This is a genomic window from Streptomyces sp. RG80 (genome assembly GCF_040446465.1).
In the GTDB taxonomy this organism is placed as follows: domain Bacteria; phylum Actinomycetota; class Actinomycetes; order Streptomycetales; family Streptomycetaceae; genus Streptomyces.
The window spans coordinates 518,643-531,792 of record NZ_JBEAAJ010000005.1 but is presented as its reverse complement, the minus strand read 5'-3'; the positions used below and the strand labels follow the sequence as shown (position 1 = coordinate 531,792).

General features: G+C 71.3%; 13 protein-coding genes and 1 pseudogene. 13 read left to right on the top strand and 1 reads right to left on the bottom strand.

Annotated elements, in window-relative coordinates:
- Positions 1 to 10: 10 nt before the first annotated feature.
- From ABKA17_RS20170 to ABKA17_RS20110, 13 genes are all read left to right on the top strand, one after another.
- Complete coding sequence (locus ABKA17_RS20170) at positions 11 to 298, top strand: ArsR family transcriptional regulator (protein WP_353693492.1); 288 nt, start codon at positions 11 to 13, stop codon at positions 296 to 298.
- 45 nt (positions 299 to 343) lie between these two features.
- Positions 344 to 1,324, top strand: a complete 981-nt coding sequence (locus ABKA17_RS20165) for an SMP-30/gluconolactonase/LRE family protein (RefSeq protein ID WP_502994300.1) — start codon at positions 344 to 346, stop codon at positions 1,322 to 1,324.
- Between the two features lie 49 nt (positions 1,325 to 1,373).
- Positions 1,374 to 1,823, top strand: a complete 450-nt coding sequence (crcB, locus tag ABKA17_RS20160; RefSeq protein WP_353693491.1) for a fluoride efflux transporter CrcB — start codon at positions 1,374 to 1,376, stop codon at positions 1,821 to 1,823.
- A complete protein-coding gene (locus ABKA17_RS20155; protein WP_353693490.1) occupies positions 1,820 to 2,206 on the top strand; it encodes a DUF190 domain-containing protein in 387 nt (128 codons plus the stop codon). Before crcB (ABKA17_RS20160) ends, ABKA17_RS20155 begins: the two co-directional genes overlap by 4 nt.
- Positions 2,203 to 2,565: a fluoride efflux transporter CrcB gene (crcB, locus tag ABKA17_RS20150; protein ID WP_353693489.1), complete on the top strand. Its 363-nt coding sequence runs from the start codon at positions 2,203 to 2,205 to the stop codon at positions 2,563 to 2,565. Before ABKA17_RS20155 ends, crcB (ABKA17_RS20150) begins: the two co-directional genes overlap by 4 nt.
- A 74-nt stretch (positions 2,566 to 2,639) precedes the next feature.
- Entirely contained in the window at positions 2,640 to 3,476 is an 837-nt protein-coding gene (locus tag ABKA17_RS20145; RefSeq protein ID WP_353693488.1) for an undecaprenyl-diphosphate phosphatase, read from the top strand.
- A 105-nt stretch (positions 3,477 to 3,581) separates the two neighbouring features.
- Complete coding sequence (locus tag ABKA17_RS20140; protein WP_353693487.1) at positions 3,582 to 4,319, top strand: FadR/GntR family transcriptional regulator; 738 nt, start codon at positions 3,582 to 3,584, stop codon at positions 4,317 to 4,319.
- The gene (locus tag ABKA17_RS20135) at positions 4,316 to 5,758 is read left to right on the top strand and encodes an amino acid permease (RefSeq protein ID WP_353693486.1); all 1,443 of its coding nucleotides are present in this window, start codon (positions 4,316 to 4,318) and stop codon (positions 5,756 to 5,758) included. The genes ABKA17_RS20140 and ABKA17_RS20135 overlap by 4 nt, the downstream gene beginning before the upstream one ends.
- Positions 5,759 to 5,790: 32 nt before the next feature.
- Positions 5,791 to 6,807: an asparaginase gene (locus tag ABKA17_RS20130; protein ID WP_353693485.1), complete on the top strand. Its 1,017-nt coding sequence runs from the start codon at positions 5,791 to 5,793 to the stop codon at positions 6,805 to 6,807.
- A gap of 118 nt (positions 6,808 to 6,925) precedes the next feature.
- On the top strand, positions 6,926 to 8,338 hold the full coding sequence (gene aspA / locus ABKA17_RS20125; protein WP_353693484.1) for an aspartate ammonia-lyase: 1,413 nt from the start codon (positions 6,926 to 6,928) through the stop codon (positions 8,336 to 8,338).
- Positions 8,339 to 8,385: 47 nt separating this feature from the next.
- Positions 8,386 to 9,318, top strand: coding sequence for a glutaminase (locus tag ABKA17_RS20120; protein WP_353693483.1), 933 nt, complete (start codon positions 8,386 to 8,388; stop codon positions 9,316 to 9,318).
- A 90-nt stretch (positions 9,319 to 9,408) separates the two neighbouring features.
- Positions 9,409 to 10,809, top strand: coding sequence for a polyprenol phosphomannose-dependent alpha 1,6 mannosyltransferase MptB (mptB, locus tag ABKA17_RS20115; RefSeq protein ID WP_353693482.1), 1,401 nt, complete (start codon positions 9,409 to 9,411; stop codon positions 10,807 to 10,809).
- Positions 10,806 to 12,188, top strand: coding sequence for a glycosyltransferase 87 family protein (locus ABKA17_RS20110; RefSeq protein WP_353693481.1), 1,383 nt, complete (start codon positions 10,806 to 10,808; stop codon positions 12,186 to 12,188). Before mptB ends, ABKA17_RS20110 begins: the two co-directional genes overlap by 4 nt.
- 59 nt (positions 12,189 to 12,247) lie before the next feature.
- Here ABKA17_RS20110 and ABKA17_RS20105 read toward each other — a convergent pair.
- Positions 12,248 to 13,084 (bottom strand): annotated as a pseudogene (locus ABKA17_RS20105) (D-alanyl-D-alanine carboxypeptidase family protein); the annotation flags it as partial.
- Positions 13,085 to 13,150 lie beyond the last annotated feature (66 nt).

Below are 13,150 nucleotides of genomic sequence, written 5' to 3'. Positions count from 1 at the left end.
AGGGGATGGCATGCTGAGGACTCCCGTCAGTGAGCGACGGCTGGACATACTGGAATGGCTGAAGGATCCGGCCGCGCACTTCCCGTCGCAGCGTCGCGGTGATCTGACCGAGGACGGCGTCACCGCCGACGCCGTGGCCGCCAAGCTCGGCGTGCGCCGCCAGGTCGCCGACATCCACCTCGAACTCCTGGCGGACATCGGCCTGTTGCGTGCCAAACGGATTCGTCGGCGCACGTACTACCGGCGTGACGAGGTGCGAATAGCGGAAGTGGCGCGCATGTTCGAGAAGGGCTGGTAAGAAGGGCCGTAAGGCCCTGACAAACCCTCAGGCGACGAAGGGCGGATGTCCGTGGAGCGTGCACAGGTGCTGGTCCCGCACAGGTACGTCGCGATCGGTGGCCGTGGCCCCGAGGACGTCGTCGCCGACAGCCGAGGGCGGGTGCTCACCGGCGTGGAGGACGGCCGCATCCTCCGCCTGCACGGTCTCACCGACCCGGCCACGGCCCGCGTCGAGGTGCTCGCCGAGACCGGCGGCAGGCCGCTGGGCCTCGAACTCCTCGCGGACGACACCCTGTTGGTGTGCGACGCAGAACTCGGTCTGCTGCGTGTCGACCTGACCACCGGTGTCGTACGCATCCTCGCCGACTCGGTGGCGGGGGAGCCGCTGCGGTTCTGCAGCAACACGGTCGCCCTCTCCGACGGCAGCGTGTACTTCACGGTCTCCAGCCGCCGTTACCCCCTCGACCAGTGGATCGGCGACCTCGTCGAGCACACCGGCACGGGCCGTCTGCTGCGGCTGGCCCCCGGCAGCGAGACACCCGAAGTCCTCCTGGAGGGGCTCCAGTTCGCCAACGGCCTCGCCCCGAGCGGCGACGAGTCCTTCCTGGTCGTCGCCGAGACCGGCGCGTACCGCCTCACCCGCCACTGGCTCACCGGCCCGAAGGCGGGCAGCTCGGAACCCTTCGTCGAAAACCTCCCCGGCATGCCCGACAACATCTGGCGCGGCGGTCCCGACGGACCGATCTGGGTCTCCCTGGCCGGCCCCCGCGTCCCCCCGCTGGACCTCCTGCACCGCGCCGCACCGGCCGCCCGCCGCACCGCCGCCCGGCTGGCCGTGCGCGCCCCGTTCCGGCCCACCGGCACGATCGGCGTCCTCGCCGTCGACGACCACGGCGAGACCGTCCACCACCTCACCCGCCGCCACTCCGGCTTCCGCATGGTCACCAGCGTCTGCGAGGCCGCCGGCCATCTGGTCCTGGGCAGTCTGTGGGAGCGGGGCGTGGCCCTGTGCGAGCCGCCCGCCGGCAAGGGAGTCCCGCGTTAGCCTGATGACCGGCCCTGATCGGGGCCGTCCAGGCAGGAGACGTACGACCATGACAGCTCCGGAGGCCGAACGCCTCCGCACCCCCAGGCAGCCCGTCGCGCGCGGCCAGGCGCCTGTCGTCGCGGTGGTGGCGCTCGGCGGAGCCCTCGGGGCCACGGCACGGTACGCGCTGTCCCTGTGGTGGCCCGTCCATCCCGGCGGCTTCCCCTGGGCGACGTTCTGGACCAATGTCGTCGGCTGTGCGGTCATCGGCGTGTTCATGGTGCTCATCACCGACGTGTGGGCCGCCCACCGCCTGGTCCGTCCCTTCTTCGGCACCGGCGTCCTCGGCGGCTTCACCACCTTCTCCACGTACGCCGTCGACATCCGGAAACTGGCCGACTCCGGCCACCCGGGTACGGGCCTGGCCTACCTCGCCGCGACTCTCCTCGCGGCCCTCACGGCGGTGTGGCTCGCGGCGACCGCGACCCGGCGCGTCCTGAAGCGGAGGCAGTCATGACGAGGCTGACCGGCCACGCCCTGCGGGTGACCGTGTTCGTCGGCGAGCACGACACCTGGCACCACAAGCCCCTCTACAGCGAGATCGTGCACCGCGCCCACGCGGCGGGCCTCGCGGGAGCCAGCGTCTTCCGGGGGGTCGAGGGCTTCGGCGCCTCCTCCCGGATCCACACCTCACGGCTGCTGTCCCTCAGCGAGGACCTGCCGGTCGCGATCGTCGTCGTCGACACCGAGGAGCGCGTCCGGGCCTTCCTGCCCCAGCTCGACGAGCTAGTCACCGAGGGACTGGTGATCCTCGACGACTGCGAGGTCATCCGGTACGCCGGCCGCGATGGCGTGGACAACCCGGACGAACCGGACTCGAAGGGTAAGAGCTCGTTGTGAACTGGCTGCTCGTCGTAGCGGGCGCCATGGTCGGTGCCCCGCTCCGGTATCTCACCGACCGCGCCATCCAGTCCCGGCACGACTCGGTCTTCCCCTGGGGCACCTTCGCGGTCAACGTCACCGGCTGTCTCGTCCTCGGCCTGCTCACGGGCGCCGCCGTCTCCCCGCACGTCCAGCTCCTGCTGGGCACCGGCCTGTGCGGTGCCCTGACCACGTACTCGACCTTCTCGTACGAGACCCTGCGGCTCGCCGAGACCGGCGCGGGGCTGTACGCGCTCCTCAACGTGGGCGGCAGCCTGGTCGCCGGGCTCGGGGCGGCGTTCGCGGGGGCGGAACTCGCCCAGGCCGTCTGGGCGTAGGGGTTCGGGGCACATCCGCGTGTAGTAAGACTGTCCCCGCCGCACCCGCCCTCCCCGTAGAAGAACTGGAACCCATGAGCGCCATCAGCGTCGGTCAGGCCGTCGTCCTCGGAGCCGTCGAGGGGGTGACCGAGTTCCTGCCCGTCTCCTCCACCGGCCATCTGAAGATCGCCGAGGGGCTCATGAACATCCCCGTCGACGACGACGCCGTGGTCGGCTTCTCGGCCGTCATCCAGGTCGGCGCGATCGCCGCCGTGCTCGTGTACTTCTTCAAGGACATCGTGCGGATCGTCTCCGCGTGGGGCCGCGGGCTGCGGAACAAGGAGGAGCGGTACCACCACGACTACAAGTTCGCGTGGTGGGTCATCTACGCGACCGTCCCGATCGTCGTCGTGGGCCTCGCCGCCAAGCCGCTCATCCAGGGCCCGCTCGCCTCGCTGTGGGTGGTCGCAGGCTCCCTGATCGTCGGCAGCGGTGTGATGTGGGCGGCCGACCAGATGGGGCGGCACAAGCGCGGGGAGGACGACACCTCGTTCAAGGACGCGATGCTCGTCGGCAGCTCCCAGATCCTCGCCCTGCTCTTCCCCGGCTTCTCCCGCTCCGGCGCCACCATGTCCACCGCCCTCATGCTCGACCTGGACCGCGTCGCCGCCACCAGGCTGTCCTTCTTCCTCGGCATCCCCGCCCTGACCGGCGCCGGCATCTACGAGCTCAAGGACGCGCTGGGCACCGGCGCGGGCGCGGCCCCGCTCGCCGTCGGCACGGCCGTCTCCTTCGTGGTCGCCTACGGCTCCATCGCCTGGCTGCTGAAGTTCGTGGCCAAGCACTCCTTCAACGCCTTCGTCGTCTACCGGATCGTCGTCGGTCTGCTGCTGTTCGGCCTGCTGGGCGCGGGCGTACTGAGCGGCTGACGGCCGGGGAGCGGGGTGTGAGACGGCTTTCACCGCTCGCACCCCGTGAAAATCCTCATTCACACGCCTTGACAGCACCCTCCCGCCGCCCGGAGTATCTCTCCCGTGAACCTGTCAGACAGCCGGACAGCCGGACAGCCCCCGCGGCGCGTCAGTGCCATGGAAGCGGTGCTGGCGTATCTGCGTGCCGCCATCGAGCGCGGGGAGTACGCCATCGGCGACAAGCTCCCCTCCGAGGCCGAGCTCTGCCGCACCCTGGAGGTCAGCCGGCCCGTCCTGCGCGAAGCCCTCAGGGCGTTGCAGACCATGGGCCTGACCGTCTCCAAGACCGGCAAGGGCACCTTCGTGATCGCCGACGCGGTCGAGGACCCGACCTTCGGCGACTACGCGGCCAGCGACCTGCTGGAAGTCCGCCGCCACGTCGAGATCCCCGTCGCCGGGTACGCGGCCCTGCGCCGCACCCCGGAGAACCTCGACCACCTGGCCCATCTCCTGGACCGCATGGAGCGGGAGACGGACACCACCGCGTGGGTCGCGATGGACACCCTGTTCCATCTGGCCGTGGCCGAGGCCGCCCAGAACCCGGTCTTCCGCCGGGTGATCGAGGAGATCCGTGACGCACTGGCGCGTCAGTCGGCCTTCCTCAACGAGCTCGGTGGACGCCGCGAGCAGTCCAACCGGGAGCACCGGGCGATCGTCGAGGCGCTGATCGACGGTTCCGAACTCGACGCGGTGGAGGCCATGTCCCACCACCTCGACCGCGTCGAGACCACCCTCACCGACATCGTGCGTTCCCCGGGCACGGGCACGGACACCCCCACGGAAGGCGAACCCCAGCCTTGAGCGAGCAGAGCCTGCACGAAGGCGTGCAGAAACGTTCCGGCCATGTCGACGCCGGAGACGAGGGCTACAGCAAGTCGCTGAAGTCCCGGCACGTCAACATGATCGCCATCGGCGGCGCCATCGGCACCGGCCTCTTCCTCGGCGCCGGCGGCCGCCTCGCCGACGCCGGCCCCTCCCTCTTCATCGCCTACGCGGTCTGCGGCATCTTCGCCTTCCTCGTGGTCCGCGCCCTCGGCGAACTCGTCCTGTACCGCCCCTCCTCCGGCGCCTTCGTGTCGTACGCCCGTGAGTTCATGGGCGAGAAGGGCGCGTACGTCGCGGGCTGGATGTACTTCCTGAACTGGGCCACCACCGGCATCGCCGACATCACCGCGGTGGCCGTCTACACCCACTACTGGGGCATGTTCTCCGACATCCCGCAGTGGGTGATCGCGCTCATCGCGCTCGCCGTGGTCCTCACCGTCAACCTGGTCTCGGTGAAGATGTTCGGCGAGCTGGAGTTCTGGTTCGCCATCATCAAGGTCGGCGCGCTGGTGACCTTCATGCTGATCGGCATCTTCCTGCTGGTCACCCAGCACGAGGTCGGCGACACCACCCCCGGCCCGGCACTGATCACCGACAACGGCGGCGTCTTCCCCAACGGCCTGCTGCCCATGCTCCTGATCATCCAGGGTGTCGTCTTCGCCTACGCCTCCGTCGAACTCGTCGGCGTCGCCGCCGGCGAGACCGAGAACCCCGAGAAGATCATGCCGAAGGCGATCAACTCGATCATGTGGCGCGTCGGCCTCTTCTACGTCGGCTCGGTCGTCCTGCTCTCGATGCTGCTGCCCTGGTCGGCGTACAAGTCGGGCGAGAGCCCCTTCGTGACCGTGCTCTCCAACATCGGCATCCCCGCGGCCGGCGGCGTGATGAACCTCGTCGTCCTCACCGCGGCCATGTCCTCGCTCAACTCCGGCCTCTACTCCACCGGCCGCATCCTGCGCTCCATGGCCAAGTCCGGCTCCGCGCCCAAGTTCACCGGAGTGATGAGCCGCAGCCAGGTCCCCTACGGCGGCATCCTGCTCACCAGCGGCATCTGCGTCCTCGGCGTCGGCCTCAACTTCGTGGTCCCCGCCGACGCGTTCGAGATCGTGCTCAACTTCGCCGCGATCGGCATCCTGTCCACCTGGGGCATGATCATGCTCTGTCACCTGCTCTTCTGGCAGAAGACCCAGAAGGGCGAACTGACCCGCCCCGGCTACCGACTGCCGGGATCCCCCTGGACCGAACTCGTGACGCTGGCCTTCCTCGCCTCCGTCCTGGTCCTCATGTACGCCGACGGCGGCGCCGGACGCACCACCGTGCTGTGCCTGCCCCTGATCGTCGGTGCGCTGGTCGGCGGCTGGTACGCCATCCGCGGCCGGATCGCCCGCCAGTCCACCACCGGCGTCGGCGCGTGACCCGCGTGACGCTCCTTGCGAAGTAGGAAGTGATGTACAGCAGTTCCGTCGCGGCCCCACCCATGATCCGCGAGCCCCTCCACGCCCCCGTCGCCCACCTGATACGCGGCGGGGTCGTGGAGGGCATCCACTACGGTTCCGTCGTCGTCCTCGGCGCGGACGGGCAGGTGCAGTTCCAGCTCGGCGACATCGAGGCGGCGTTCTACCCGCGGTCGGCGCTCAAGCCGGTGCAGGCCGTCGCCATGGTCCGCGCCGGGCTCCCGCTCGACGGCGAGCTGCTCTCGCTCACCGCGGCCAGCCACTCCGGCGAGGAGCGCCATCTCGCCGGTACCCGGCGGATCCTGGAGCTCGCGGGGGTCGGCGAGGACGCGCTGCGCAATGTGCCGGACATGCCGTTCGACCCGGTCGTGCGGGACGGATGGGTGCGGGAGGGCCGGCTGCCCTCGCGGCTCGCCCAGAACTGCTCCGGCAAGCACGCGGCGATGCTGTACACGTGCGTGCTCAACGACTGGCCTCTCGAGGGCTATCTCGACCCCGCGCACCCGCTCCAGCAGGCGATCGCCGAGATCGTCGAGGACCTCACGGGGCAGCGGATCGCCCAGGTGACGGTCGACGGGTGTGGGGCGCCGCTGTTCTCCATCTCCCTGCACGGGCTGGCGCGGGCCGCCGCGCGGATCACCTCCGCGGTGCCGGGGACGCCGGAGGCGCGGGTGGCCGATGCGATGCGGTCGCATCCGGAGATGGCGTCCGGGGCGGGGCGGGATGTGGCCGCGTTGATGGCCGCTGTACCGGGGCTTCTTGCCAAGGACGGGTTCGAGGGTGTGCAGGTCGCTGCGCTGCCTGACGGGCGTTCTGTTGCTGTGAAGATCGCTGACGGGGCCAATCGGGCGCGGGTGCCTGTTGCTGCTGCGGCGTTGGCTTGGGCCGGGGTTGATCCTGCGGTTCTGGGCGAGTTCCAGGGGGAAGCCCTGCTGGGCGGCGGGCGAGAGGTCGGGTGTGTGCGGCCCGTTCGTTCGTTGGAGCCGGTTGTCGTGCCGGCCTGCGCCTAAGGATGTGCCGGATTTCGAGATTGGCGACCGCGGGCCGTTCGTGGCTGGTCGCGCAGTTCCCCGCGCCCCTAAAGGGGCGCTCACACCGAGCCCCTTCAGAAAGAGGACCCTTACTCCCATGACCGCCGCAGTCAGCCGCCGTGAACACGATCTGCTCGGCGACCGTGATGTTCCCGTCGATGCCTACTGGGGTGTTCACACCCTGCGGGCCGTCGAGAACTTTCCCATCACCGGTACGCCCATCTCCGCCTATCCGCATCTCATCGACGCGCTGGCCGCCGTCAAGGAGGCCGCCGCTCTCGCCAACGAGGAGCTGGGGCTGCTGGAGCCGCGGAAGGCCGCCGCGATCGTCGAGGCCTGTCGGGAGATCCGGGAGGGCAAGCTGCACGAGCAGTTCGTCGTGGATGTGATCCAGGGCGGAGCCGGTACCTCGACCAACATGAACGCCAACGAGGTCGTCGCGAACCGGGCGTTGGAGCTGCTGGGGTTCGAGAAGGGGCAGTACCAGCACCTGCACCCCAACGAGGACGTCAACCTGGGGCAGTCGACCAACGACGTCTACCCGACCGCCGTCAAGGTGGCGACGGTCTTCGCGGTGCGCGGGCTGCTCGAGGCGATGGCCGTGTTGCAGGACTCGTTCGCCCGCAAGGCCGTCGAGTTCCGAGATGTGCTCAAGATGGGCCGTACGCAGTTGCAGGACGCGGTGCCGATGACGCTCGGCCAGGAGTTCTCCGCGTTCGCCGTCATGATCGACGAGGACCGTCTTCGGCTCGACGAGGCCGTGCGGTTGATCCACGAGATCAACCTCGGCGCCACGGCCATCGGTACGGGGCTCAACGCGCCCGCCGGTTACGCCGAGTCGGCCCGTCGGCATCTCGCCGAGATCACCGGGCTGCCGCTGGTCACCGCCGCCAACCTGGTCGAGGCGACGCAGGACTGCGGGGCGTTCGTCCAGATGTCCGGCGTGCTCAAGCGGGTCGCGGTCAAGCTCTCCAAGAGCTGCAACGATCTGCGGCTGCTGTCCTCCGGTCCGCGCGCGGGCCTCGGCGAGATCAACCTGCCGCCGGTGCAGGCCGGTTCGTCGATCATGCCCGGCAAGGTCAACCCGGTGATCCCCGAAGTGGTCAACCAGGTCGCGTTCGAGGTCATCGGGAACGACGTCGCCATCACCATGGCCGCGGAGGCGGGACAGCTCCAGCTCAACGCGTTCGAGCCGATCATCCTGCACTCCCTGTCGGAGTCCCTCACCCATCTGCGCGCCGCCTGCCTCACCCTCGCCGAGCGCTGCGTGGACGGCATCACCGCCAACACCGAGGTACTGCGCGCCACCGTGGAGAACTCCATCGGCCTGGTCACCGCCCTGAACCCGCACATCGGGTACACGGCCGCCACCGACATCGCCAAGGAGGCCCTCGCCACCGGGCGTGGGGTGGCCGAACTCGTGCTGGAGAAGGGCCTGTTGCCCGCCGAGACCCTCGCCGACCTGCTGCGGCCCGAGGTCGTCGCGGGCACCGGACAGCTGTCGGCCTGACCTGAGGACGGGCGCCGGACCGGCGCGGAGGCACCAGCGGAGGCACAATGGTGATCATGACTTCGTCCATGACCTTCGAGCCGGTCCTGGCACGCATCGCCGAGGAGATCGAGCGCACGCCCGGGCGCGGCCGGCCCGCCGACTACATCCCGGCGCTCGCCGCCTGCGACCCACGCCGCTTCGGCATGGCCGTCGCGGAGCTGGACGGCACGGTCTACGGCGTGGGGGACTGGCGGCAGCCGTTCTCCACCCAGTCCATCACCAAGGTCTTCACCCTCGCCCTCGATCTGGCCCGCGAGGGCGACGCGCTCTGGGAGCACGTGGGCCGCGAGCCCTCCGGCAACCCCTTCAACTCCCTGGTCCAGCTGGAGTACGAGAACGGCATCCCGCGCAACCCGTTCATCAACGCGGGCGCGCTCGTCGTCACCGACCGTCTCCAGACCCGTACCGGAGACGCGGCCGGCGAACTCCTGTCGTTCCTGCGCGCCGAGAGCGGCAACCCGAGCCTGGACTTCGACAAGGAGGTCGCCGCCTCCGAGTCCGCCCACGGCGACCGCAACGCCGCCCTCGCCCACTTCATGGCGTCGTACGGCAACATCGACAACCCGGTCCCCGTCCTGCTCGACCAGTACTTCCGGCAGTGCTCCCTGCTGGCGTCCTGCGCCGACCTGGCCCTGGCCACCACCTTTCTGGCCCGGCACGGGATCCGCGCCGACGGCAGCCGACTGCTCACCCGCAGCCAGGCCAAGCAGGTCAACGCGGTGATGCTGACCTGTGGGACGTACGACGCGGCCGGGGACTTCGCCTACCGGGTCGGGCTGCCGGGCAAGAGCGGTGTGGGCGGCGGGATCATTGCCGTCGTGCCGGGTCGGTGCGCGCTGAGTGTGTGGGGCCCGGGGCTGGACGAGCGGGGCAACTCGGTGGCGGGAGTGGCGGCCCTGGACCGGTTCACGACGCTGACGGGACTGTCGGTGTTCTGATCACACGGCGGTCACACGAAGGCCGCTGCACCGAGTGCGGTTCGTCAATTCCCGGCCACCCGGCGTTGCGACGCTTCCCGAGTGTTGGCCATGGCTTTCCCCGTCGATCTCCGCCGCTGTCAGGTTCTCGGCCTGGCCGGCACCGCCTTCCTAGCGCTGGGCGGTGACACGGCCGGCGCCCTGCCCGTACGGGAGCTGCTGGCCCCCGCGAGCGTCCGTGCCGCGCTGGGCCTGATCGGGGTCTACTTCGGCGTCGTCCTGCTGATAGCTGCCTGGCTCCTGCTGGGCCGTCTCGTCCGCGGCGCCGAACCGCCCACCCCGCGCGCCCTGTTCCTCGTCCTCGCGATCTGGGCGGCCCCGCTCCTGCTCGCCCCGCCGCTCTTCAGCCGGGACGTCTACAGCTACCTCGCCCAGGGCGCCATGGTCGACGCCCACATGGACGTCTACACGCATGGCCCCGCCCAGCTCGGCGGTCCGCTCGCCGACGAGGTGGCCCCGCTGTGGCAGCACACGGCGGCCCCGTACGGCCCGGTCTTCCTCGCCCTGGCCTCCGCGCTGGCCGGACTGACCCGCGGCGAGCTGCCCGCCGGTCTGTTCGGGATGCGGCTCGTGGCACTGTTCGGGGTGGCCCTGATGGCGGCCGCACTGCCCCGGCTGGCCCGGCACAGCGGCGCCGACCCGGCCGCCGCGCTCTGGCTCGGCGTCCTCAACCCGCTCGTCCTGCTGCACCTGGTCGCCGGTGCCCACAACGACGCCATCATGCTCGGGCTGCTCGGCGCCGGTCTGGTCGCGGCGCTGGGACGGTGGCCGGTCCTGGGCGCCGTGCTCGTCACGCTCGCCGCACTCGTCAAGGCGCCCGCCGCGCTCGGACTCGCCGCGGTCGTCCTCCTCCAGATCCGCGCCGGGCACCGCCCCGCCAAGGCGGTGCTGACGACAGCCCTCGCGGCCGGGGCCACCACGGTCGCCGCGACCGCCGTCGCGGGGACGGGATACGGCTGGACAGGCGCCCTCGACACCCCCGTCTCACCGCAGAACTGGGCCCTCACCAGCCTCCTCGGCCGGGCCACCGGAGCCCTGCTGGAACGGCTCGGCAGCGATCTGGCACCGCTGGCCGTGCCCGCCTGGCATCTGCTCGGACTCGCCCTCACCTCGGTCCTGGTGGTGGCCATCTGGTGGCGGCTGCGACCCCGCCCGGTGTACGCGCTGGGGCTGAGCCTCGCCGCGGTCGCCGCGTTCGGCCCGGCGATCCGGCCCTGGTACGCCCTGTGGGGACTGTTCCTCATCGCGGCCGCGGCGCCCACCACCTCGGTACGGCACCGGGTGGCGGCCGTGACGGGTGTCCTCGCGCTCGCCACCCTGCCCAGCGGTGGCCCCGTCGACACCGCTCAGCTGGTCCTGGCGGTCTCCGGCGGGGCACTGGCCGTCGTCGTCCTGTGGCAGGCCCGCCAAGCGGCCCAGGCACCCGCACCGGCATCGGGCCGTACGGTATGAACCGGCCCCGCACCGACCGCGGCCGACTGCCGCTGGTCCTCGCCCTCGCCACGGCGGTCACCGTCTTCACCGCGACCGTGCCGCTGCTGCGCGACTGGTTCGACCTGCGCGTCTACTACGGCACGATCGACACCTGGGTCCACCACGACGGACGGATCTACGACTACCTGGTGCCGGGCACGACGTACGGCTTCACCTATCCGCCCTTCGCCGCGGTCGTCATGCTGCCGATGGCGCTGATGCCACTGCCCGTCGCGATCGCCGGCTCGATGCTGCTCAACCTGGCCGCCCTCGCGGTGATCGCGCGTCTGCTGGCCGGGCGGTCCTGGCGGCGTCACGGGTGGTACGGCTGTGCGCTGGGCGCCTGCGCGCTCGCGCTGTTCGAGCCGCTGCGGGACACGTTCAGCTTCGGCCAGGTCAACCTCGTGCTGCTGGCCCTGGTGCTGTGCGACGGCTGGCTGCTTGCCACGGGACGGGAGCGGCGGGCGGGTTGGGGCATCGGCGTGGCGGCCGCGATCAAGCTCACGCCCGCCCTGTTCATCGTCCTGCTGCTGCTCGCCGGGCGCAGACGGGCGGCCGCCGTCGCGACCGCGGTGGCCGTCGGTGCGACCGCGCTCGCGGCCGGGGTGGCCCCGCAGGCCTCGCGTATCTACTGGACGGAGGCGATGTGGGACACGACCAGGGTGGGACGCCTGGACTACGTCTCCAACCAGTCGCTGCAAGGGATCCTGGCCCGGTTGGGCGAGCCGGACCGGGCCGTGTGGGCCGTGGCGGCCCTGCTGGTCCTGGGCGTCTGGGCGGTCCGGGCCCGCCGGGCGGCCACTGCCGGTGACTGGCCGGCGGCGTTCGCGCTCACAGGACTGACCGCCTGTCTGGTCAGCCCGATCACCTGGGTGCATCACCTGGTGTGGCTGCTCCCGGCCTTCGCCGTGCTGGTCCGCGCCGGGCACCCGCGCGTGGCGGGTGCCCTGTACGCGGTGCTGTGCACCAGCGTGGTGTGGCTCTGGTTCGACGACGCGTCCGGCGTCGACGGCTTCCTCGGATCCAACACGTACACCTGGATCACGCTCGGCCTGCTGCTGTGGCTGCCGACCGGTCAGCCCCGCGGCGCCCGTCCGGCCCTGGCCCGCAGGACGAACGCGACGGCGAGCGCGCCGAGCCCGGCGGCCCCTGCGATCGCCCATGTCTCCGGCAGGCCCGAGCCGCTGTCCCGGGCCACCGCGACCGTGGCGGCCGCGGGCACCGCCTCGGGCCCCGGCCGCGGTCTGGCCCGCAGCGCGTCCAGCGACCCCACCGGATCCACCCGCCCCGCCGCGTCGAACCCCCAGTCGAGCAGTTCGCGCGCCTCCTCGTACACGGCGAAACCACCGCCCGCCTGAGGGTTCATCACGGTGACGACGAGCGTGCGCTCACCCCGCTCGGCGGCGGCGACGAGCGTGTTGCCCGCATGGCTGGTGTAGCCGTTCTTGACACCGATCAGCCCGTCGTAGGGCTCCACCCCGTCGGCGCCGGTGAGCAGCCGGTTGGTGTTCTGGATGGCGTACGACCAGCCGCCGCCCCCGGGGAACCTGGCCCCGACCGTGCCGCAGTACCGCGCGAAGTCCGGGTTGCGCAGCCCCGCCCGGCCGAAGACGGCCAGGTCGTACGCGGACGAGACCTGGCCGGGTGTGTCGTAGCCGTCGGGGGAGCGGACGTGGGTGTCGAGGGCGCCGAGCGAGCGTGCCTTGGCCTGCATCCGGGCGGCCGCGGAGTGCCAGCCGCCGCTGAGCCGGGCCAGGACGTGCACGGCGTCGTTCCCGGAGTTGAGGAAGACCCCGCGCCACAGGTCGGACACGCGGTACGTGTGTCCTTCCCGCACCCCGACCAGGCTGCTTCCGGCGCCGACGTCGGCCAGCTCGTCCCGTCCGACCCGGTGCCGGATCCCGCCGGGCAGCACGGGCAGCACGGCCAGGGCGAAGAGGGTCTTGAGCGTGCTGGCGGGCGGCAGCCTGCGATGCGCGTCGTGCGCCGCGAGCACCTCGCCGCTCTCGGCGTCGGCCACGACCCACGACAGCGCGGAGACGCTCGGCACCCGGGGAGCGCCCTGGTGCGGCCGGAGGTGCGTGCCGGAGCGGTACAGCAGGGCGGGGCGCGGGGCCGCGGCCGGCGCCCCGCCGGGCGTGTCGGGGTCGGAGCCCGTGTGAGCGACCGCGGGGACAGGGGCGAGCGTCAGCAGGCCCGCCGTGCACAGCGCGCAGGCCGACACGGCAACCCGGGAAGGAAATCCGATGGTCATACCGCAAACGTAGGAACGCACCCTCCGTCCGAGGCGCTGCCCGGGCCGTGCGGGGCGCGCGAGCAC

Excerpts from the sequence above, each read along its gene's own strand:
- ABKA17_RS20170 (WP_353693492.1), top strand. The coding sequence starts at position 11 with ATGCTGAGGACTCCCGTCAGTGAGCGACGGCTGGACATACTGGAATGG.
- ABKA17_RS20165 (WP_502994300.1), top strand. The coding sequence starts at position 344 with ATGTCCGTGGAGCGTGCACAGGTGCTGGTCCCGCACAGGTACGTCGCG.
- crcB (WP_353693491.1), top strand. The coding sequence starts at position 1,374 with ATGACAGCTCCGGAGGCCGAACGCCTCCGCACCCCCAGGCAGCCCGTC.
- ABKA17_RS20155 (WP_353693490.1), top strand. The coding sequence starts at position 1,820 with ATGACGAGGCTGACCGGCCACGCCCTGCGGGTGACCGTGTTCGTCGGC.
- ABKA17_RS20145 (WP_353693488.1), top strand. The coding sequence starts at position 2,640 with ATGAGCGCCATCAGCGTCGGTCAGGCCGTCGTCCTCGGAGCCGTCGAG.
- ABKA17_RS20130 (WP_353693485.1), top strand. The coding sequence starts at position 5,791 with ATGTACAGCAGTTCCGTCGCGGCCCCACCCATGATCCGCGAGCCCCTC.
- aspA (WP_353693484.1), top strand. The coding sequence starts at position 6,926 with ATGACCGCCGCAGTCAGCCGCCGTGAACACGATCTGCTCGGCGACCGT.
- ABKA17_RS20120 (WP_353693483.1), top strand. The coding sequence starts at position 8,386 with ATGGTGATCATGACTTCGTCCATGACCTTCGAGCCGGTCCTGGCACGC.
- mptB (WP_353693482.1), top strand. The coding sequence starts at position 9,409 with ATGGCTTTCCCCGTCGATCTCCGCCGCTGTCAGGTTCTCGGCCTGGCC.
- ABKA17_RS20110 (WP_353693481.1), top strand. The coding sequence starts at position 10,806 with ATGAACCGGCCCCGCACCGACCGCGGCCGACTGCCGCTGGTCCTCGCC.